Annotated in this window: 20 protein-coding genes; 14 read left to right on the top strand and 6 right to left on the bottom strand. The window is 64.1% G+C overall.

The genetic code is table 11. The features are described from left to right. Positions 1-4: 4 nt before the first annotated feature. The 4 genes from mtaB to A6B35_RS03350 form a co-directional block, all read right to left on the bottom strand. Positions 5-1,303, bottom strand: a complete 1,299-nt coding sequence (gene mtaB / locus A6B35_RS03365; RefSeq protein ID WP_006202670.1) for a tRNA (N(6)-L-threonylcarbamoyladenosine(37)-C(2))-methylthiotransferase MtaB — start codon at positions 1,301-1,303, stop codon at positions 5-7. Continuing rightward, positions 1,303-2,187 carry a diaminopimelate epimerase gene (gene dapF / locus A6B35_RS03360; protein WP_006202669.1) on the bottom strand — a complete coding sequence of 295 codons (885 nt, stop codon included), beginning with the start codon at positions 2,185-2,187 and terminating at the stop codon, positions 1,303-1,305. Before dapF ends, mtaB begins: the two co-directional genes overlap by 1 nt. Before the next feature lie 144 nt (positions 2,188-2,331). Next, positions 2,332-2,493: a DUF1328 family protein gene (locus A6B35_RS03355; protein ID WP_006202668.1), complete on the bottom strand. Its 162-nt coding sequence runs from the start codon at positions 2,491-2,493 to the stop codon at positions 2,332-2,334. 59 nt (positions 2,494-2,552) lie between these two features. Further along, positions 2,553-3,566, bottom strand: a complete 1,014-nt coding sequence (locus A6B35_RS03350; RefSeq protein WP_065518148.1) for an MBL fold metallo-hydrolase — start codon at positions 3,564-3,566, stop codon at positions 2,553-2,555. A gap of 138 nt (positions 3,567-3,704) precedes the next feature. On the opposite strand from A6B35_RS03350, the gene A6B35_RS03345 reads away from it, so the two are divergent. From A6B35_RS03345 to zapE, 3 genes are all read left to right on the top strand, one after another. Continuing rightward, complete coding sequence (locus A6B35_RS03345) at positions 3,705-4,148, top strand: VOC family protein (RefSeq protein WP_081482156.1); 444 nt, start codon at positions 3,705-3,707, stop codon at positions 4,146-4,148. A gap of 203 nt (positions 4,149-4,351) precedes the next feature. After that, entirely contained in the window at positions 4,352-4,891 is a 540-nt protein-coding gene (locus tag A6B35_RS03340) for an AprI/Inh family metalloprotease inhibitor (RefSeq protein ID WP_006202662.1), read from the top strand. Positions 4,892-4,969: 78 nt separating this feature from the next. Then, positions 4,970-6,169, top strand: coding sequence for a cell division protein ZapE (zapE, locus tag A6B35_RS03335; RefSeq protein WP_006202661.1), 1,200 nt, complete (start codon positions 4,970-4,972; stop codon positions 6,167-6,169). Positions 6,170-6,198: 29 nt separating this feature from the next. Here zapE and A6B35_RS03330 read toward each other — a convergent pair whose 3' ends face one another. Continuing rightward, positions 6,199-6,627 (bottom strand): GNAT family N-acetyltransferase, encoded by a 429-nt coding sequence (locus A6B35_RS03330; RefSeq protein WP_006202660.1) that lies wholly within the window; start codon positions 6,625-6,627, stop codon positions 6,199-6,201. A gap of 215 nt (positions 6,628-6,842) precedes the next feature. Here A6B35_RS03330 and mdh point away from each other — a divergent pair, with 215 nt between their 5' ends. The 11 genes from mdh (at position 6,843) to A6B35_RS35395 (ending at position 18,755) form a co-directional block, all read left to right on the top strand. Then, positions 6,843-7,811, top strand: a complete 969-nt coding sequence (gene mdh / locus A6B35_RS03325) for a malate dehydrogenase (RefSeq protein WP_006202659.1) — start codon at positions 6,843-6,845, stop codon at positions 7,809-7,811. Between the two features lie 32 nt (positions 7,812-7,843). Further along, positions 7,844-9,037, top strand: coding sequence for an ADP-forming succinate--CoA ligase subunit beta (gene sucC, locus A6B35_RS03320; RefSeq protein WP_006202658.1), 1,194 nt, complete (start codon positions 7,844-7,846; stop codon positions 9,035-9,037). Between the two features lie 4 nt (positions 9,038-9,041). After that, positions 9,042-9,413, top strand: coding sequence for a cupin domain-containing protein (locus tag A6B35_RS03315; RefSeq protein WP_006202657.1), 372 nt, complete (start codon positions 9,042-9,044; stop codon positions 9,411-9,413). A gap of 50 nt (positions 9,414-9,463) precedes the next feature. Next, entirely contained in the window at positions 9,464-10,366 is a 903-nt protein-coding gene (gene sucD, locus A6B35_RS03310) for a succinate--CoA ligase subunit alpha (RefSeq protein WP_006202656.1), read from the top strand. A 139-nt stretch (positions 10,367-10,505) separates the two neighbouring features. Then, entirely contained in the window at positions 10,506-13,493 is a 2,988-nt protein-coding gene (locus A6B35_RS03305; protein ID WP_006202655.1) for a 2-oxoglutarate dehydrogenase E1 component, read from the top strand. Positions 13,494-13,518: 25 nt separating this feature from the next. Continuing rightward, the gene (odhB, locus tag A6B35_RS03300; protein ID WP_006202654.1) at positions 13,519-14,793 is read left to right on the top strand and encodes a 2-oxoglutarate dehydrogenase complex dihydrolipoyllysine-residue succinyltransferase; all 1,275 of its coding nucleotides are present in this window, start codon (positions 13,519-13,521) and stop codon (positions 14,791-14,793) included. Positions 14,794-14,803: 10 nt separating this feature from the next. Further along, positions 14,804-15,385, top strand: coding sequence for a hypothetical protein (locus tag A6B35_RS03295; RefSeq protein WP_006202653.1), 582 nt, complete (start codon positions 14,804-14,806; stop codon positions 15,383-15,385). A 65-nt stretch (positions 15,386-15,450) separates the two neighbouring features. Further along, positions 15,451-15,903, top strand: coding sequence for a hypothetical protein (locus A6B35_RS03290; protein WP_006202652.1), 453 nt, complete (start codon positions 15,451-15,453; stop codon positions 15,901-15,903). After that, positions 15,900-16,655, top strand: a complete 756-nt coding sequence (locus A6B35_RS03285; protein WP_006202651.1) for an SDR family oxidoreductase — start codon at positions 15,900-15,902, stop codon at positions 16,653-16,655. The genes A6B35_RS03290 and A6B35_RS03285 overlap by 4 nt, the downstream gene beginning before the upstream one ends. 25 nt (positions 16,656-16,680) lie before the next feature. Next, positions 16,681-18,084, top strand: a complete 1,404-nt coding sequence (gene lpdA / locus A6B35_RS03280; RefSeq protein ID WP_006202650.1) for a dihydrolipoyl dehydrogenase — start codon at positions 16,681-16,683, stop codon at positions 18,082-18,084. Positions 18,085-18,467: 383 nt separating this feature from the next. Further along, a complete protein-coding gene (locus tag A6B35_RS35395) occupies positions 18,468-18,755 on the top strand; it encodes a hypothetical protein (protein WP_156788601.1) in 288 nt (95 codons plus the stop codon). Between the two features lie 94 nt (positions 18,756-18,849). Here A6B35_RS35395 and A6B35_RS03275 read toward each other — a convergent pair whose 3' ends face one another. Continuing rightward, positions 18,850-19,917, bottom strand: coding sequence for a TraB/GumN family protein (locus tag A6B35_RS03275; RefSeq protein ID WP_006202649.1), 1,068 nt, complete (start codon positions 19,915-19,917; stop codon positions 18,850-18,852). Between the last annotated feature and the right edge of the window lie 8 nt (positions 19,918-19,925).

Below are 19,925 nucleotides of genomic sequence, written 5' to 3'. Positions count from 1 at the left end.
TTTCTCAGGCGGCGCGGGCGGTAGCGGGCGCGGCGATCAGGCGGGCACCGTCATGGCCGGTGATATCGGCCTCGACGATCTCGCCCGGCGAACCTGCGGCGATAGCGGCAAGCGTAAACCCTTCGGTGCGGCCGAGGCCGTCGCGCTCGACCAGGATCGACTGACGCGTGCCGGCGAGCGTAGCCAGATGACGGCGATAGGCGGCCTCGCCTGCGGCGCGCAGTCGGGCGGCGCGCTGCTTGACCAGTTCGCGGCGGACCTGCGGCATGCGCGCGGCGGGCGTGCCTTCGCGCGGGCTGAACGGGAAGACATGCAGATGCGTCAGCCCGCATTCCTCAACGATCTTTTCCGAGTTCTCGAACATCGCCTCGGTCTCGGTCGGGAAGCCGGCGATGATGTCGGCGCCGAAGACGATGCCGGGGCGCAGCTTGCGCACATCCTCGCAGAAGCGGATCGACTGGTCGCGCAGATGCCTGCGCTTCATTCGCTTCAGGATCATGTCGTCGCCCGACTGCAGCGACAGATGCAGATGCGGCATCAGCCGCGGCTCGGTGGCAATCGCATCGAGCAAATCGTCATCGGCCTCGATCGAATCGATGGAGGACAGCCGCAGCCGCTTCACGTCGGGCACCTGCCTGAGGATCGTCTTGACCAGCTTGCCGAGTTTTGGGCTGCCCGGCAGGTCGGCGCCAAAACTGGTCATGTCGACGCCGGTCAGCACGATCTCGGCATATCCGTTGTTGCTGAGATGCTTGACCTGCTCGACCACGGCGCCCATCGGCACCGAGCGCGAATTGCCGCGGCCGTAGGGGATGATGCAGAAGGTGCAGCGGTGGTCGCAGCCGTTCTGCACCTGGACGAAGGCGCGCGCCCGGCCCTCGATGGCATCGACCATGTGGCCGGCCGTCTCGCGCACCGAGAAGATGTCGTTGACGCGCGCCTTCTCGGTGTCGTTGACGCCGAAATCCGGCAGCGCGCGATAGGAGTGCGCCTTCAGTTTCTCCTCATTGCCAAGCACGAGATCGACCTCGTCCATGGCAACGAAATTCTCCGGCTCGGTCTGCGCGGCGCAGCCGGTCACGATGATGCGGGCGGCGGGGTTTTCGCGGCGGGCTTTCCTGATCGACTGCTTGGCCTGGCGCACCGCCTCGCCGGTGACGGCGCAGGTGTTGAAGATGATGGCGCCACCTTCAAGCGCGCCGAGGCCGGCGCTTTCGGCTTCGCGGCGCATCACCTCGGATTCATAGGTGTTCAGCCGGCAGCCGAAGGTGACGACGTCGATGCCCTTTGAGAGAGCTGCCATCAGGCCGCGCTTTCCGTGTCGCGGGCCCAGGCGCCGGTCGACGGGTCGAAGCTGCCGGAAAATTCCCATTCGGCGGCACCGGTCAGGATGACATGGTCGTCGTCGCGCCATTCGACATGCAGCGAGCCGCCGCCCGGCGTCATCAGCGACACGCTGCGTCCGGTGCGTCTGGTGCGGGCAGCGGCGACAACAGCTGCGCAAGCGGCCGAACCACACGCCTTGGTCAAACCGGCGCCACGCTCCCAGGTGCGGATGACCATGGTGTCGGGCGAGGTCACCTGCGCAATCGTGATGTTGGCGCGCTCGGGGAAGATCGGGTGGTTTTCGAGCAGCGGCCCGAAACGGTCGAGCTCGTAGGACCAGACGTCGCCGTCGACCCAGAAGATGGCGTGCGGGTTGCCCATCGAGACGACCGAGGGCGAATGCAGCACCGGCGCGTCGATCGGGCCGATCTGCAATTCGATCATGCGGGTGTCGCGGAATTCCTCGGCTAGCGGGATATCCTGCCAGCCGAAGCGCGGCGTGCCCATGTCGACCGAGATCGTGCCGTCGGCGTGTTCCCTGGCGTTGAGGATGCCGGCGACGGTCTCGAAGGTGAATATCTTCTGGCCGGTCTCGGCGGCAAGAGCCTGGACGACGCAGCGCATGCCGTTGCCGCAGGCCTGCGCGCCGGATCCGTCGGAATTCAAGATGTCGATGAAGAATGCGGTGCCCGGCGTCCTGGCGTCGTGGATCGCCATGATCTGGTCGAACTTGGTCGCGGCATCGGCATTCAGCGCGATTGCCGCAGCCGGGGTCACACGGTCGGCACGGCTGCGCATGTCGGCAACGATGATCTCGTTGCCGATGCCGTTCATCTTGGCGAAGGGGGCGGTGCCTGCCATTGCTCCGATGGTTCCATGTCCGTTTGCCGCTATATGGCGGAAACGGGCAGGAATTACCAGTGTGCCACGCCTTTTGGCGACGGCGAAGACGCCGGACCTAGCTACGGCGGAGATACCGAGCTGACGACGGCGAAGACGCCGCGCCTATGTTACCGCGAAGACGCCCAGCACGAGCAGCAGGAAGATGATGAGGACGATGCCGATGAGGATGCGCGCGCCGGTGGCGGCGGCACCCGCCAGCGCCGGCATGCCGAGCAGGCCGGCGGCGGCGGCGACAATCAGAAGAATGATGATCCACTTGATCATGGAAAGGCTCCCAGCCGAATTGCCTTGTGGAACCAACGCGTTTTCAAAGGATGGGTTCCTCAGCTGATCTCCGGCACGTCCCAGATCTCGCCCGGTCGCAAGGCGCGGAACCGCTCTTGTGGCACCCCTTCCGCTTCCAGCGCCTCGGCCAGTTTCCGGGCCGGCTCGTCGATCGGCTCGTTGGTGAGCTGGAAGGTGCCCCAGTGGCAGCCGGCGGCATGGGCGGCGTTGCACAGCCTCATGCCTTGCACCGCTTCTTCGGGGTTCTGGTGCTGCGGCGCCATGAACCAGCGCGGCTCGTAGGCGCCGATCGGCAGGATGGCGAGGCGGAAGCCGCCATGTTTGTCGGCCATCAGTCGGTAATTGGTGCCGCTATGAAAGCCGGTGTCACCGGCGAAATAGACTTTTGCGTCCGGGGTTTCGACGACAAAACCCGCCCACAGCGCCATGCGCCGGTCGCGCGCGCCGCGCGCCGACCAGTGATGCACCGGTTCGACATGGACGGCGACACCGTCGCCGATCTCGACCCGGTCGCCCCAGTCATGCGCCATGAGCCGCATGCCAGGCACTACATCGTCGATGATGGCGTCGTTGCCGAGCGGCGTCAGCACAAGCGGGTCGTGTTTCGCCTTCAACCGCTTCAGCGTGGCGAGGTCGAGATGGTCGTAATGGTTGTGGCTGACCAGCACGAGGTCGATCGGCGGCAGCTGCGAAAAGGCGATGCCGGGCGCATTGACCCGCTTCGGCCCGGCAAAGGAGAGCGGCGAGACGCGCGGCGACCAGACCGGATCGGTGAGGATGTTGAGACCAGCCGTCTGGATGAGCAGCGAGGAATGGCCGACCATGGTCAGCCGCAGCCCTGATCCGTCGATCCGTTCGGCCGGCCTTGCCTGATGAAACGGGCTCGGATTGGCCGCCGGCCATTTCGAGCGCTCGCCGCTCAATTGCCATTTCAGCAGGTCGGCAAAGCGGCCGGGCGGCTGGCCGTTGGGATTGAAGAACAAGGTGCCGTCGAAATGATCGCTGGGCGAGCCGCTGTAGTAGCGGTTGGCGGCTCTCTTTCTCGCAGCCATTTTTCTTCCGTCCCGCTGTGTCGGTTCCTCTGAGATAGGGTCTGGGCCGTCTGGCGCAAGCATTTTTCACGCCAATGCCAAGGGCGAAGAGGTGGCCTCGGCTAGGATCGTGAGATGCGGGCGGGAGGAGGGACGGCCATGGCTATGAAGCGGACGAAAACACCGTGGATGAAAGCCGAGGATTTTGGCCGTTCGCTGCCACGCGGCATCGGCATCAATCTTCTGGTCACCGACATGCCGGCCATGGAAGCGTTTTGCCGCGACGTGCTCGGCGCACGGATCATCTATGCCGATGAGGATTTCGCCGCGATCGAACTGTTAGGGTCGGTGTTCATGCTGCATGCCGACCACTCCTATCTCGACAACCCGATGACCGGCGTCATAGCAGGCGCCGAAACGCGTGGCGCGGGCATCGAGCTTCGCCTTTACGGTGCCGATCCCGACGCGGTTGAGGCCAAAGCGCGCGACTTCGGCCATATCGTGCTCACTGGGGCGATCGACAAGCCGCACGGCTTGCGCGAATGCCATATCGTCGGTCCGGACGGCTATGTCTTCGTGCCAAGCGCGCCGCTCCCCGCGTAGGGCCACGTCCAAAACGTCGCGCATTCGCGGGGCAGACAGCAATAGGCGTCTGGGGTCACACGCCTGTTGCGATAAAATTGCAACAATTCTCCCGAAAACCCTATTTTAACCATATCGGGTTGAAATTCTGCCACCTTCTCCATCTTGGTGAGGGAGAGATTGCGCGGACGGCGTCCCCCAAGCCGGATCCGACGGAGGTTGGAATGACTTTTTCGAAGACCGCTCTGGTGGCCGTATCGCTTGCTGCGCTCGTTGCAAGCGGCTGTTCGACCTCGCGATTCTCATCGATGGATGACCAGCAGCCGGCGCCGCTGACGCCGGCGCCTTCCGGAACGGTGACGGGAAACCAGCTGCCGCCGCCCGCCGCGCCCGGCACCACCGATCCGTCGCAGTTCCCGACGGCACCGGCGAACAGCCAGGTCGCCTCGCTGCCGGCGGACGGCACGGCGCCTGCCGGCGCACCGGATCTGACCGCTGCCAGCGTCGCCGGCGTCTGGAACGCCAGCGTATCGGGCCAGAGCTGCAAGGTGGCAACGCCGCAGACCAAATTCGGCGCCGGCTACCGCGCCGGCCCGCTGCACTGCCCGGCGCCGATCGACGGCATCAAGTCCTGGAACGTTGCCGGCAAGCAGCTGACGCTTTACGACGAGAGTGGCGGCACGCTGGCGCGTCTCTATTCCTCGGGCGGCGAGAAATTCGACGGCCAGACTTCCACCGGCCTGCCGATCTCGCTTACAAGGTAGGCCGATCCGCCCTTACGCAGTTCCGGACGGAAAACCGCTACACACTTTTCCTGGAATTGCTCGAGAACGACGTGACCGATGCATCTGCGCGACGGCCTCCAGACCCATGCGACCGTCAGGCAGCGCTACGATCATCTGGTCGAGACCGGCGCCATCGAGCGCGATCCGGCGCAGGAGCGCATCGCCGCGGCACTCGACCGGCTGACCGACGAGATCTCGGCCAAGCGGCTGGCACAGAAGTCGAGCGCGCTCGGCTGGCTGTTCGCGCGCAAGCAGCCGCCCGCGGCGGTAAAGGGCCTCTACATCCATGGTGGCGTCGGCCGCGGCAAGACCATGCTGATGGACATGTTCTTCGAGCTCTTGCCGGTCCGGCGCAAGCGCCGCGTGCATTTCAACGACTTCATGGCCGATGTGCAGGACCGCATCCAGAAGCACCGGGCGGCGCGCAAGAATGGCGACGTCAAGGAGGACGATCCGATCCCGCCGGTGGCGCGCGCGCTGGCCGAACAGGCCTGGGTGCTGTGCTTCGACGAATTCTCGGTCACCGACATCGCCGATGCGATGATCCTGTCGCGGCTGTTTTCGGCGCTGTTCGCCAATGGCGTGGTGCTGGTCGCCACCTCGAATGTCGCGCCGGACGACCTCTACCGCGACGGGCTGAACAGGCAGCTTTTTCTGCCCTTCGTCGGCATTTTGGGGCGGCACGCCGATGTGCTCGCACTCGACGCCGACAAGGACTACCGGCTCGAAAAGCTCAGCCGCATGCCGGTCTATGTCACGCCGGCGGATGCGGCAGCCGATGCCGTGCTCGACCAGGCCTGGGAAGCGATGACGCATGGTCGGTCGGCCATGGAGACGGCGCTGACGGTGAAGGGCCGGCAGGTGGTGGTGCCGCGCGCGGCTGGCGATGCGGCGCGCTTTTCCTTCGCCGATCTCTGCGAAAAGCCGCTCGGCGCGCGTGACTATCTGGCCATCGCCGGCCGCTTCTCGACCCTCTTCATCGACCACGTGCCGGTACTCGGCGAAGGCAAGCGCAACGAGGCCAAGCGGTTTATCCTTTTGATCGACACGCTCTACGACCATCATGTTCGGCTGGTGGTCAGCGCCGAAGCGCCGCCACAGGCGCTTTACACGGCCAGGCGCGGCGTCGAGGTGTTCGAGTTCGAGCGTACGGCCTCGCGGCTGATCGAAATGCAGAGCCGCGACTGGCTGGAGGACTGGACGGAGCGGCAGAAGGCGAGGATGGCGCCGGCGGAAGCGCAGCAGGCGCAGGCTTAGCCGCCAAGGTGGGGAGGCTTCGGCCAATCCTAAAGCTTATATACATACATGACGAACTCCTCCGCTGGCCCATGCGGCTCCCGGCGCGACTCGTAAAGCGCTCGCGCCGCAGCATTGTCCGGCTCGGTGCCGACCCACGTTTCCTCGCAGCCATTCTCCCTGCCGATCACAAACATCGCGTCGAGCATTCTTCGGGCGATGCCCTGGCGCTGGAAGGCCGGCGTCACGCCGATCTCGTCGATGTAGAGTTCGCTCACCTTGTCGGGATGGCGGTGGATGACGGCGGCGCATTGGCCGACGACCACGCCGTCGGCCAGCGCCATAATCATGAAATGACCCGGCGAAGCGAGGTAGGCGGCAAGCCTGTCCGGCCGCACCGGCTCGTCGAACACGTCTTCGGCGACATGCATCACAAGGGCGTCATCGCCCGCTTCCAGCCTTCTGATTTCGATCGCCATTGTGTAAATTCCTCGAAGTCGGCTCACAAACTTTGACGTTTACGTAAATCCCAAATCATCTAACCGATTGAAATTCCTACGCCCAAAATAATCGGTTGAATTTCATCTTCACGAGGGCTAATTGGTGCGGCGAAAATCCGCGGTTCCCCGCAGCATTCCGGCCTCTTCCTCGACGCCGTTTGGCGCCGTCACAGACCAAGGGAAAACATCCTGACATGGCACGCAACAAGATAGCGCTCATCGGCTCTGGCATGATCGGCGGCACGCTCGCCCATATGATCGGCCTCAAGGATCTCGGCGATGTGGTGCTGTTCGATATCGCCGAGGGCATTCCGCAGGGCAAGGGGCTGGATATCGCGCAATCGTCGCCGGTCGACGGCTTCGACTCCAGGCTGACCGGGGTCAACGACTATGCCGGGATCGAGGGCGCCGATGTCTGCATCGTCACCGCCGGCGTGCCGCGCAAGCCTGGCATGAGCCGCGACGATCTTCTCGGCATCAACCTCAAGGTCATGGAACAGGTCGGCGCAGGTCTCAAGAAATACGCACCGAAGGCCTTCGTCATCTGCATCACCAACCCGCTCGACGCCATGGTCTGGGCGCTGCAGAAGTTTTCCGGCCTGCCCAAGACCCATGTCGTCGGCATGGCCGGCGTGCTCGACAGTTCACGTTTCCGCTATTTCCTGGCCGAGGAGTTCAAGGTCTCGGTCGAGGACGTCACCGCTTTCGTGCTCGGCGGCCACGGCGATTCCATGGTGCCGATGATCCGCTATTCGACGGTCGCCGGCATCCCGCTGCCCGACCTCGTCAAGATGGGCTGGACCTCGAAGGACAAGCTCGACCAGATCGTGCAGCGCACCCGCGACGGCGGCGCCGAGATCGTCGGCTTGCTCAAGACAGGCTCGGCCTATTACGCGCCGGCCGCTTCGGCGATCTCGATGGCCGAGGCCTACCTCAAGGACAAGAAGCGCGTGCTGCCCTGTGCGGCGCATCTCTCGGGCCAGTATGGCGTCAAGAACACTTATGTCGGCGTTCCCGTGGTGATCGGCGCCGGCGGCGTCGAGCGCATCATCGAGATCGACCTCTCCAAGGCCGAGCAGAAGATGTTCGACTCCTCTGTGGCGGCGGTGCAGGGCCTCACCGAGGCCTGCGTCAAGATCGCCCCGCATCTCGCCTCGAAGTGATCCCCCGGCAGCTGATCTGGAGATATTGAGCCATGAACATCCATGAATATCAGGGCAAGGCGCTGCTGAAGAGTTTTGGCGCGCCGGTGGCCGAGGGCGTGCCGGTGTTCAAGGCGAGCGAGGCGGAAGCCGCCGCCAAGGCGCTGCCCGGCCCGCTCTATGTGGTGAAGAGCCAGATCCATGCCGGCGGCCGCGGCAAGGGCAAGTTCAAGGAGTTGTCGCCCGATGCCAAGGGTGGCGTGCGGCTGGCGAAGTCGGTGGCCGATGTCGTCGCCAACACCAACGAGATGCTCGGCAACACGTTGGTCACCAAGCAGACCGGCCCGGCCGGCAAGCAGGTCAACCGGCTCTATATCGAGGATGGCGCCGACATCGAGCGCGAGCTCTATTTGTCGATCTTGGTCGACCGTTCGGTTGGCCGCATCGCCTTCGTCGTCTCGACCGAGGGCGGCATGGATATCGAGGCGGTCGCCCACGACACGCCGGAAAAGATCATCACCGTCGCCGTCGACCCGGAAAAGGGCGTGACGGCGGATGACGTGAAGACGCTCAACAGCGCGCTGAAGCTCGACGGTGACGCGGCCAAGGACGGCGGCACGCTGTTCCCGCTGCTCTACAACGCCTTCGTCGAGAAGGACATGAGCCTGCTCGAGGTCAACCCGCTGATCGTCATGAAGAACGGCCGGCTGCGCGTGCTGGACGCGAAAGTGTCGTTCGACAACAATGCGCTGTTCCGCCACCCCGACGTGATGGAATTGCGCGACACCACCGAAGAGGACGAGAAGGAGATCGAGGCGTCGAAATACGACCTCGCCTATGTCGCGCTCGACGGCAATATCGGCTGCATGGTCAACGGCGCCGGCCTGGCCATGGCGACGATGGACATCATCAAGCTCTACGGCGCCGAGCCCGCCAACTTCCTCGATGTCGGCGGCGGCGCTTCCAAGGAGAAGGTGACGGCGGCGTTCAAGATCATCACCAGGGATCCGGCGGTCGAAGGCATTCTGATCAACATCTTCGGCGGCATCATGAAGTGCGACGTCATCGCCGAAGGCGTGATCGCCGCGGTCAAGGAAGTCGGGCTGAAGGTGCCGCTGGTGGTGCGCCTCGAAGGCACCAATGCCGAGCTCGGCAAGAAGATCATCAACGAGAGCGGTTTGAATGTCGTGTCGGCCGATGATCTCGATGATGCGGCCAAGAAAATTGTTGCGGCGGTGAAGGGCTGAGCCTGTGCCCCCGCGCAAGATAAACCTCGTCGAGGCGGCGGATCGGACGATCACCAAGGTGTTCGATCCGCATATCGCCGGCGATGTCAATGACAGCCAGGCGAAGGTCGCCAAGTTCGGCGACGTCTTCGACTGGCATGCGCATGACAATGAGGACGAAGCCTTCCTGGTGCTGCGCGGCAGGATCGCGATCGATTTCCGCGACGGGCCGGTCGAGCTTGGCGAGGGCGATTTCATCGTCGTGCCGCGCGGCGTCGAGCACCGGCCGCGCTCGCTGACCGAAGAGCCGGTGGTGCTGATGTTCGAGCCGGCGACGACTTTGAACACCGGCAACGCCAAGAGCGATCTCACCGTCGCCGATCTCAAGCGGCTCTGACCATGACCGCGCAGCCTTCCTCGATCAACGGTTTTTAGAAAAGGGCCCCAATGTCCATTCTCGTCGACAAGAACACCAAAGTGCTGGTGCAGGGCCTGACCGGCAAGACCGGCACATTCCATACCGAACAGGCGCTCGCCTATCACGGCACCAAGATGGTTGGTGGCATCCACCCCAAGAAGGGCGGCGAGACCTGGGCCGGCGCCAAGGGCGAAAGCCTGCCGATCTTCGCCACCGTCGCCGAGGGCAAGGAAAGGACCGGCGCCAACGCCTCGGTGGTCTATGTGCCGCCGGCGGGCGCGGCGGAAGCGATCATCGAAGCGATCGAGGCCGAGATCCCGCTGATCGTCTGCATCACCGAAGGCATTCCGGTGATGGACATGGTCAAGGTCAAGGCGCGGCTCGACCGCTCGACCTCGCGGCTGATCGGGCCGAACTGTCCCGGCGTGCTGACGCCCGACGAATGCAAGATCGGCATCATGCCCGGCAACATCTTCCGCAAGGGCTCGGTCGGCGTTGTTTCCCGCTCGGGAACGCTTACCTATGAGGCAGTGTTCCAGACCACCAATGTCGGCCTCGGCCAGACCACTGCCGTCGGTATCGGCGGCGACCCGGTCAAGGGCACCGAGTTCATCGACGTGCTCGAGATGTTCCTCGCCGACGACGAGACCAAGTCGATCATCATGATCGGCGAGATCGGCGGCTCGGCCGAGGAAGACGCCGCGCAGTTCCTCAAGGACGAAGCCAAGCGTGGCCGCAGCAAGCCGATGGCCGGCTTCATCGCCGGCCGCACGGCGCCGGCCGGCCGCACGATGGGCCATGCGGGCGCGGTCATCTCCGGCGGCAAGGGCGGCGCGGAAGACAAGATCGCGGCGATGGAATCGGCCGGGATAAAAGTTTCGCCGTCGCCGGCCCGGCTGGGTACGACCTTGGTCGAGGCGATCAAGGGTTAAGTGAGTAGTCATTAGTGAGTAGTGAAAAGGGAAGAACGTGTGAGTAGCTGCTGAGTGGGAAATTTCCGTTTTCCTACTCACTACTGACTACTCGCTATTCCCCTTGAAAAGGAGACGGAGCCGGGCTCCGCAGACAAAAATGGCACGACAAGATCAGGCCAACGACCAGTTTTCGCTCACCTCTTTCCTCTATGGCGGCAATGCCGACTATATCGACGCGCTCTACGCCGCCTATGAGGACGATCCGGAATCGGTCAATCCCGAATGGCAGGACTTCTTCGCGGCGCTGAAGGACGACGCCGCCGACGTCCGCAAGAACGCCAAGGGCGCCTCCTGGGCGAGGCCTTCCTGGCCGCTGCAGGCCAATGGCGAACTGGTGTCGGCGCTCGACGGCAATTGGGGCCTGGTCGAGAAGGCGATCGAGAAGAAGGTCAAGGAGAAGGCGGTCACCAACGGCAACGTCCTTTCCGACGCCGACGTGCACCAGGCGACGCGCGATTCGGTGCGCGCCATCATGATGATCCGCGCCTACCGCATGCGCGGCCATCTGCACGCCAATCTCGACCCGCTCGGCATCGCCAAGCCGCTCGAGGACTATAATGAGCTGTCGCCGGAGAATTACGGCTTCGTCGCCGCCGACTACGACCGGCCGATCTTCCTCGACAATGTGCTCGGACTTGAATTCGGCACCATCCGGCAGATGCTGGAGATCCTGACCCGCACCTATTGCTCGACGCTCGGTGTCGAGTTCATGCACATTTCCGACCCCGAGGAGAAGGCCTGGATCCAGGCGCGCATCGAAGGCGCCGACAAGGAGATCACCTTCACCGCTCCCGGCAAGAAGGCGATCCTGCAGAAGCTGATCGAGGCGGAAGGCTTCGAGCAGTTCATCGACGTCAAGTACAAAGGCACCAAGCGTTTCGGCCTCGATGGCGGCGAGTCGCTGATTCCGGCGCTGGAGCAGATTCTCAAGCGCGGCGGCCAGCTCGGCCTCAAGGAGGTCGTGCTCGGCATGGCGCATCGCGGCCGTCTCAACGTTCTCAGCCAAGTGATGGCCAAGCCGCACCGTGCCATCTTCCACGAATTCAAGGGCGGCTCGGCGGCTCCCGACGAGGTCGAGGGCTCGGGCGACGTCAAGTACCATCTCGGCGCTTCATCGGACCGCGAGTTCGACGGCAACAAGGTGCATCTGTCGCTGACCGCCAACCCCTCGCATCTGGAAATCGTCGATCCGGTGGTGATGGGCAAGGCGCGCGCCAAGCAGGACCAGTTCGCCGGCCGCGAGCGCGGCGAAATCGTGCCGCTGTCGGAACGCGCCAAGGTGATGCCGCTGCTGCTGCACGGCGACGCCGCCTTCGCCGGCCAGGGCGTGATCGCCGAGATCCTCGGCCTGTCGGGCCTGCGCGGCCATCGCGTCGCCGGCACGCTGCACTTCATCATCAACAATCAGATCGGCTTCACCACCAATCCGCGTTTCTCGCGCTCGTCGCCCTATCCGTCGGATGTGGCCAAGATGATCGAGGCGCCGATCTTCCACGTCAATGGCGACGACCCGGAAGCCGTGGTCCACGGCGCCAAGGTGGCGACCGAATTCCGCATGAAGTTCCACAAGCCGGTCGTGGTCGACATGTTCTGCTACCGCCGCTTCGGCCACAATGAGGGCGACGAGCCGGCCTTCACCCAGCCGATCATGTATCGCAGTATCCGCAACCACAAGACGACGGTGCAGATCTATGCCGATCGCCTGATCGCCGAAGGCCACATCACCCAGGCCGAGTTCGACCAGATGAGAGCCGACTGGCGGGCGCATCTGGAATCGGAGTGGGAGGTCGGCCAGAGCTACAAGCCCAACAAGGCCGACTGGCTGGACGGCGCATGGTCGGGCCTGCGCACGGCCGACAACCAGGACGAACAGCGGCGCGGCAAGACGGCCGTGCCGGTCAAGACGCTGAAGGAAATCGGCAAGAAGCTGACCGAGGTGCCGAAGGATTTCGAGGCGCACAAGACGATCCTGCGCTTCCTGGAGAACCGCCGCCAGGCGATCGAATCCGGCGAAGGCATCGACTGGTCGACGGCAGAGGCACTGGCCTTCGGCGCCATCCTGCTCGACGGCAATCCGATCCGGCTATCCGGCCAGGATTCCGAGCGCGGCACCTTCTCACAGCGCCATTCCGTGCTCTACGACCAGAGCGACGAAACCCGCTACATCCCGCTCAACAATCTGTCGGCAGCTCAGGCAGGCTACGAAGTCATCAACTCGATGCTGTCGGAGGAAGCGGTGCTCGGCTTCGAATACGGCTACAGTCTGGCCGAGCCAAAGGCGCTGACCTTGTGGGAAGCACAGTTCGGCGACTTCGCCAACGGCGCCCAGGTGGTGTTCGACCAGTTCATCTCGTCGGGGGAACGCAAGTGGCTGCGCATGTCCGGCCTCGTCTGCCTGTTGCCGCACGGCTATGAAGGCCAGGGGCCCGAGCACTCATCGGCCCGGCTCGAGCGCTTTCTGCAGCTTTGCGCCGAGGACAACATGCAGGTGGCCAACGTCACCACGCCGGCTAACTATTTTCACATATTGCGCCGGCAGCTGAAGCGCGACTTCCGCAAGCCGCTGATCCTGATGACGCCAAAGTCGCTGCTGCGCCACAAGCGGGCGGTGTCGACGCTGCCGGAGATTTCCGGCGAAAGCTCCTTCCACCGACTGCTGTGGGACGATGCCCAGCTGCTTTCCGGCCAGGCGATCAAGCTGGTCAAGGATTCCAAGATCCGCCGTGTCGTGCTGTGCTCGGGCAAGGTCTATTACGACCTCTACGAGGAGCGCGAGAAGCGCGGCATCAACGACATCTACTTGCTGCGCGTCGAACAGCTCTATCCGTTCCCGGCCAAGGCGCTGATCACCGAACTGTCGCGCTTCCGCAACGCCGAGATGGTGTGGTGCCAGGAGGAGCCGAAGAACATGGGTGCCTGGTCGTTCATCGATCCGTATCTCGAATGGGTGCTGGCGCATATCGACGCCAAGCATCAGCGGGTGCGCTACACCGGCCGGCCGGCTTCCGCTTCGCCGGCGACCGGACTGATGTCGAAGCATCTCAGCCAGCTCGCCGCGTTGCTCGACGACGCGCTTGGCGAATAGAACCCTCGAAGAACGGACAGGCACAATGGCTACCGAAATCCGCGTCCCCACACTCGGCGAATCCGTCACCGAGGCGACCATCGGCAAATGGTTCAAGAAGGTCGGCGACACGATCGCCGCCGACGAGCCGCTGGTCGAGCTCGAAACCGACAAGGTGACGGTGGAGGTGCCGGCAGCGGCCGCCGGGACGCTGTCCGAGATCACCGTCAAGGAAGGCGAGACGGTCGAGGTCGGCGCGCTTCTAGGGACGATTTCGGCTGGCGCCGGCGCTGCCGCACCCGCCACCAAGCCGCAAGCCGTGTCACAGGCGTCGAGCCCCGATGCGGCCCATACGACCAAGCAGGCCGCGGCCGAGAGCGCCAAGATCGCCGGCGATGCCGGCGCGATCGAGACGCGCTCCATGCCGCCGGCGCCAGCCGCGGCAAAGCTGCTCGCCGAGGCCAATCTTGCGGTCGACCAGATCGCGGGCTCGGGCAAGCGCGGCCAGGTGCTGAAGGGCGACGTGCTCGATGCCATCGCCAAGGGCGCGCCGTCGCAGCCGGCCGAGACGCCGAAGGCGGCGCCGGTTGCCGTGCGCGCGCCATCAACCGCCGACGACGCGTCGCGCGAAGAGCGCGTGCGCATGACCAAGCTGCGCCAGACCATCGCGCGCCGGCTCAAGGAAGCGCAGTCGACCGCCGCCATGCTCACCACCTTCAACGAGGTGGACATGAGCGCGGTGATGGCGCTGCGGACCAAATACAAGGACGTGTTCGAGAAGAAGCACGGCGTGAAGCTCGGCTTCATGGGCTTCTTCACCAAGGCGGTGACGCATGCGCTGAAGGAGATTCCGGCGGTCAACGCCGAGATCGACGGCACCGACATCATCTACAAGAACTTCGCCCATGTGGGCGTCGCCGTCGGCACCGAAAAGGGCCTCGTCGTGCCGGTCGTGCGCAACGCCGACCAGATGTCCATCGCCGAGATCGAGAAGGAGATCGGGAGGCTGGGTCTGGCTGCGCGCGACGGCAAGCTCTCGGTGGCTGATATGCAAGGCGGCACGTTTACGATTTCCAATGGCGGTGTTTACGGGTCGCTGATGTCGACGCCGATCCTCAATGCACCGCAGTCGGGCATTTTGGGCATGCACAAGATCCAGGACCGGCCGATGGTGGTCGGCGGCCAGATCGTCATCCGGCCGATGATGTACCTGGCGCTGAGCTACGATCACCGCATCGTCGACGGCAAGGAAGCCGTGACCTTCCTGGTGCGCGTCAAGGAAAGCCTGGAGGATCCGGAACGGCTGGTGCTCGACCTGTGAGTGACCCGGGATGGCCGAGCCCGCCCAGCCCATCGACCTGTTCGAGCTTCTGGCGGCAGGCCGTGCGGGTCCTCTCGAACTCGGCAAAAGCAGCCGAGAGACGGTTCGAGGCCTTATCGACGAGGAGGATCTGCGGGCGGACAACCATTATCGCCACGAGGACACGGAGTCCGCGTGGTGCATCTATGGCGCCAATTGCGAATTCTTCTTCAGCCCCGATTTTCGTCTGAGGTCGATCAGCATCGAGCCCATCTTCGGAAGAATGCAATCGGGTGGAACGATGGCAACTTGGTACGGCCATCTGGACGTCGACGTGGGCCGGCATCCCGTGACTTTTGCAGGCACAAAGCCGATAGCCATACATACCTTGCCCAAGGCACTACAGTTCCTGAACAAGAGCGAATTCAAGTGGGTAGTCGGCGGCGGTCGTGAGCGCGACGTTTATATTGAGATGGCGGAGAGTTCTCGCATCTTGACCCTCAAATACGAGGTGAATGCGCTTCCGGTCGACAGGAATGAGAACGTTGCTTTCGAGATAGACTATTTTCTTTCTACGGTCTTCATCCTCGATCAAGCTGTTCAAGGTGGATAGCAGTGACGATTCGTTCTTTCTTGTCCAAAGGCCTGTCGACCGTATCGATAGCGGTTGGAGCGGTGATGATACCTGCCACCGTCCACGCTGCCTGTCCGCTGGCGCTTGCCGTCTATGGCGATGCCGAAAGCGAGGCCGGCATCGATTTCAGGCCCACCACGGACTCGGCCACCGTCACCAACAGCTTCAAGATGGTGCTCGACAAGGGCGTCGTGCTGGACGGCATCGTCATGTGGACGGATGGCGTGGCGCGGCCGCACGGTTCGCTGATGTACAAATGCCCGACCGGCGATGTCACCGGTGAGGAGCTCGCCGCCTGCACGGTGTGGGAAGGCGTCGTCTATAGCGCCGATGACAAGGGCAACATCGCACTGCTGCCGGCCGAAGGCGTCGATGCGCCGAAGACACTGATCTTTCCCGATCTCGGGCCGTCCCTCCAGATGTCGGCGGCCTATGGCAACAATGGCTTCTCCAAGGTGCCATGGGATGCGTTTCTGCTGAAGGGTTGCCAGGAATGAGCGCGACGCAAAGAGTTCTGCTGGTCACCGGCGGCAGCCGCGGCATCGGTGCGGCGGTTTGCCGGCTCGGCGCCGAAGCCGGCTACCGCGTCGCGGTCAACTATGCCGCCAATGAAGGCGCCGCCAGGGCGCTGGTCGCCGAGATCGAGGCTGGCGGCGGCGAGGCGATCGCGGTCAGAGGCGATGTCGGCAGTGAGGCCGATGTCGTCGGCATGTTCGAGGTGGTCGACCGTTCCTGGGGCCGGCTCGATGCCTTGGTAAACAATGCCGGCATCGTCGACGTCAAGGCGCGCCTCGACGAGATGAGCGGCGCGCGGCTGGAGCGCATGATGCGCGTCAACGTCGTCGGCTCCTTCCTCTGCGCGCGCGAGGCGGTCAGGCGCATGTCGACGCTGCACGGCGGCAAGGGCGGCGCCATCGTCAACGTCTCGTCGGCCGCCTCAGCGCATGGCTCGGCGGGTGAGTATGTCGACTACGCGGCATCCAAGGGCGCGATCGATACCTTCACCCTCGGGCTCGCCCGCGAGGTGGCGACCGAGGGTATCCGCGTCAATGCGGTGCGCCCGGGCATCATCGACACCGAAATCCATGCTTCCGGCGGCCAGCCCGACCGCGTGGCGCGCATCCAGGATACGCTGCCGATGAAAAGGGCCGGCACATCGGATGAAGTCGCGCGCGCAATCCTCTATCTGTTGTCGGACGCGGCGTCCTATTCGACGGGCGCGATCCTGAATGTAAGCGGCGGCCGCTGACGGCCGGACCAAGAAGGACACCATCATGGCTTATGACGTCGTTATCATCGGATCGGGACCGGGCGGCTATGTCTGCGCCATCAAGGCAGCACAGCTCGGGCTGAAGACCGCCGTGGTCGAGAAGAACGCGACCTTCGGCGGCACCTGCCTCAACATCGGATGCATCCCGTCCAAGGCGCTGCTGCATGCCTCCGAGATGTTCGCCGAGGCCGGCCATTCCTTCGACACGCTCGGCGTCGAGGTGACGCCGAAGCTCAATCTGAAGAAGATGATGGCGCACAAGGACGCAACGGTGGCGGCCAACGTCAACGGCGTCGCCTTCCTGTTCAAGAAGAACAAGATCGATAGTTTTCACGGCACCGGCAAGGTGGTCGCGGCCGGCAGGGTCTCGGTGACCGGCGAGGACGGCAAGATCGAGGAGATCGAGACCAGGAACATCGTCATCGCCACCGGTTCCGACGTCGCCGGCATTCCCGGCGTCAAGGTCGATATCGACGAGAAGGTCATCGTGTCGTCGACCGGCGCGCTGTCGCTGGCCAAGGTGCCGGGCCATCTGGTGGTGGTTGGCGGCGGCGTCATCGGGCTCGAACTCGGCTCGGTGTGGGCGCGGCTAGGCGCCAAGGTCACCGTCGTCGAGTTCCTCGACACGATCCTCGGCGGCATGGACGGCGAGGTCTCCAAGCAGTTCCACCGCATGCTTTCCAAGCAAGGCTTCGAGTTCAAGCTCGGCGCCAAGGTCACCGGCGTCGCCAAGGCCAAGAAGGGTGCGACCGTCACCTTCGAACCTGTGAAGGGCGGCGCTGCCGAGACGATCGAGGCCGACGCGGTGCTGATCGCCACCGGGCGCAGCGCCTATTCGGACAGCCTTGGGCTGAAGGAAGCCGGCGTCGAGGTCGACGAGCGCGGCCGGGTCAAGACCGATGGCCATCTCAGGACCAATGTGCCCGGCATCTACGCCATCGGCGACGTCATCGCCGGGCCGATGCTGGCGCACAAGGCTGAGGACGAGGGCGTGGCGGTGGCGGAGTCGATTGCCGGCCAGGCCGGCCACGTGAATTATGACGTGATCCCGAGCGTCGTCTACACCAGCCCGGAAATCGCCTCGGTCGGCAAGACCGAGGAGGAGCTGAAGAAGGCCGGCATCGACTACAAGGCCGGCAAATTCCCGTTCACGGCCAACGGCCGGGCGCGCGCCATGCTGCACACCGACGGCTTCGTCAAGATCCTGGCCGACAAGGCGAGCGACCGCGTGCTCGGCGTCCACATCGTCGGCTTCGGCGCCGGCGAGATGATCCACGAGGCGGCGGTGCTGATGGAATTCGGCGGCTCGTCGGAAGATCTCGCCCGCACCTGCCATGCGCACCCGACAATGTCGGAAGCGGTGAAGGAAGCGGCGCTGGCTACGTTCTTCAAGCCGATCCATATCTAAGGCCCCGTCATAAACTCTACTCCGGCGGCCATCTGACGCGGTTTTCTGCGCTTCCGGTGTTCGCGTGTCTTGCCCAAAACAAAACGGCCCGCTTTGCAGCGGGCCGTTCGTCGTTGAATTCAGGGCCTGATCAGTTGGCCGGTGCGGGCGCCGGGGCTGGTGCAGGAGCCGGTGCGGGCGCAGGGGCCGGTTCTGGAGCAGGCGCCGGGGCTGGTGCGGGAGCCGGCGCGGGTTCTGGCGCAGGCGCGGGAGCCGGTTCGGCGGGCTTCATCGGCTCAGCCGGTGCGGGCGCAGGCGCCGGTGTGCTGGCGGCTGGCGGTTCGGCGGGCGCCGTGGGGTGTTCGCCGCTTCTTCCGAAAACATAGTAGGCGACGATGGCCAGGATGATGACAACCAGGGCAATCAGCCAGCCGCTACCGCCGCCACCCGATTTGGGCGCAGGGCCAGGAGAGGTGAAGGGGTCGTTTGGGTTCGCCATAAAAGTGTCCTCCGAGGATGAAAAGTATCAATCAACACCCATCAACGCGCAACCGTTGAACGGGTTTCATACTACGCTTGGAAAATGCCGAAAGCAGGGCAATCTTAACCCGGAATCGCTGGTTGGCATGTATTTCCCCCGCAAATTTGGCCGCGAGCGAGCGGAAGCCAACCGCTTTGGCCCTTTTCGCTGAAAACAGGACCCGTCCGCCATCGATCTGCGAATCAGGGCGAATCCCGACAGGGACGGGGACTCGCGTGATTCGACGTGCAACCCGACCGTGCAGATCAGCGCACGGCGGTGACGGTGTAACCCGCCTTGCGAAAATCCTCGACCAGGCCTTGCGCGCCCGGAAGGTGCATGGCGCCAACCGCCATGAAGGCGTTGCCGCGAGCGAGGATCGGTCCGGCATGGTCAGCCATCACCTTGTTGCGGCTGGTGATCATGGTTTGATCGAAGGCCGCGTAGCCCGCCGCGTCGTCGCCATCGCCCGGCAGGATCGCGCGGAACAGCGGCCAGAACATGCCGGTGTCGCCGTTCAAGTAGAGCACGATCATGGTTTCGTTGACGTCGTTTATCCTGTCGCCGAGCTTGAGTGTGTCGACCAGCCCCTTCATGTGAAAGGCGAGCGGCAGCGAGGCCATGGCGCGCAGCTGGCCGGCGACCGTTTCCAGACCTTCGACGGTCTTGCCTGAAGCCATGGCATCCTGCGCGAGCTTGACGTCGAGCACCGGTGTGCCGCCGGCCTGGCGGGCGACCTCGCAGACCGGGAGCGCCACCATGGCCGACAACAGCCACGGCTTCATCTTGGACACGCTGCCCGGCGGAATGCCGCGTGCGTCGAGTGCCTTGTTCACCACCGCTGCATCGTCCGGCGACAGCAGCGACGACAGCGTCGTGTTGTCGGTGAACATCATCAGGTCCGGCTCGTTGAGCATGGCCGCCATCATCTTCTGCTTGTCGAGCACTTCCGTGGTCTCGATGATGATGGTGTCTGCGGCGTCATAGGCCGTTTGCGCGGCGGGCGGCAGAGTGGTGACGCGCGGGTCGGTCATATGCATGGTGCCGAACAAGAAAGACGGCCTTTCGCCAGCCTTTTCCAGTTTCCACAACAGGCCCTTGCCGTTCGGTGTCGCGGTCGCCTCCGTCTCGATCTTGCGGTAGGTGTCCGGGTTGTCCTTCTGCAAGGCCGACAGCATGTCGGTGCCGCTGCAGGCTGGCGTCTGCGCATGCGCCCTGCCGGCGGCAAGCAGCGCGACGACCAGGAAAGACAGGAAAAACAGGATGTTGAGCGCCACAAGCAGCTTCAACGACACAGAGGCCGCGCGGTCGGCGATGGCGATGACACGTTTCATGGCCTGCG

It is taken from the genome of Mesorhizobium amorphae CCNWGS0123, assembly GCF_001686985.1.
GTDB classification, from domain to species: Bacteria; Pseudomonadota; Alphaproteobacteria; order Rhizobiales; family Rhizobiaceae; genus Mesorhizobium; species Mesorhizobium amorphae.
The sequence above is the reverse complement of the archived record's forward strand: the minus strand, read 5'-3'. Positions and strand labels throughout refer to the sequence as shown.

Excerpts from the sequence above, each read along its gene's own strand:
- A6B35_RS03290 (WP_006202652.1), top strand. The coding sequence starts at position 15,451 with ATGATACCTGCCACCGTCCACGCTGCCTGTCCGCTGGCGCTTGCCGTC.
- A6B35_RS03330 (WP_006202660.1), bottom strand. The coding sequence starts at position 6,627 with ATGGCGATCGAAATCAGAAGGCTGGAAGCGGGCGATGACGCCCTTGTG.
- A6B35_RS03285 (WP_006202651.1), top strand. The coding sequence starts at position 15,900 with ATGAGCGCGACGCAAAGAGTTCTGCTGGTCACCGGCGGCAGCCGCGGC.
- A6B35_RS03275 (WP_006202649.1), bottom strand. The coding sequence starts at position 19,917 with ATGAAACGTGTCATCGCCATCGCCGACCGCGCGGCCTCTGTGTCGTTG.
- A6B35_RS03295 (WP_006202653.1), top strand. The coding sequence starts at position 14,804 with ATGGCCGAGCCCGCCCAGCCCATCGACCTGTTCGAGCTTCTGGCGGCA.
- A6B35_RS35395 (WP_156788601.1), top strand. The coding sequence starts at position 18,468 with ATGATGACAACCAGGGCAATCAGCCAGCCGCTACCGCCGCCACCCGAT.
- A6B35_RS03340 (WP_006202662.1), top strand. The coding sequence starts at position 4,352 with ATGACTTTTTCGAAGACCGCTCTGGTGGCCGTATCGCTTGCTGCGCTC.
- mtaB (WP_006202670.1), bottom strand. The coding sequence starts at position 1,303 with ATGGCAGCTCTCTCAAAGGGCATCGACGTCGTCACCTTCGGCTGCCGG.
- zapE (WP_006202661.1), top strand. The coding sequence starts at position 4,970 with ATGCATCTGCGCGACGGCCTCCAGACCCATGCGACCGTCAGGCAGCGC.
- A6B35_RS03355 (WP_006202668.1), bottom strand. The coding sequence starts at position 2,493 with ATGATCAAGTGGATCATCATTCTTCTGATTGTCGCCGCCGCCGCCGGC.
- sucC (WP_006202658.1), top strand. The coding sequence starts at position 7,844 with ATGAACATCCATGAATATCAGGGCAAGGCGCTGCTGAAGAGTTTTGGC.
- A6B35_RS03345 (WP_081482156.1), top strand. The coding sequence starts at position 3,705 with ATGGCTATGAAGCGGACGAAAACACCGTGGATGAAAGCCGAGGATTTT.
- sucD (WP_006202656.1), top strand. The coding sequence starts at position 9,464 with ATGTCCATTCTCGTCGACAAGAACACCAAAGTGCTGGTGCAGGGCCTG.
- A6B35_RS03305 (WP_006202655.1), top strand. The coding sequence starts at position 10,506 with ATGGCACGACAAGATCAGGCCAACGACCAGTTTTCGCTCACCTCTTTC.
- dapF (WP_006202669.1), bottom strand. The coding sequence starts at position 2,187 with ATGGCAGGCACCGCCCCCTTCGCCAAGATGAACGGCATCGGCAACGAG.
- A6B35_RS03350 (WP_065518148.1), bottom strand. The coding sequence starts at position 3,566 with ATGGCTGCGAGAAAGAGAGCCGCCAACCGCTACTACAGCGGCTCGCCC.
- lpdA (WP_006202650.1), top strand. The coding sequence starts at position 16,681 with ATGGCTTATGACGTCGTTATCATCGGATCGGGACCGGGCGGCTATGTC.
- mdh (WP_006202659.1), top strand. The coding sequence starts at position 6,843 with ATGGCACGCAACAAGATAGCGCTCATCGGCTCTGGCATGATCGGCGGC.
- odhB (WP_006202654.1), top strand. The coding sequence starts at position 13,519 with ATGGCTACCGAAATCCGCGTCCCCACACTCGGCGAATCCGTCACCGAG.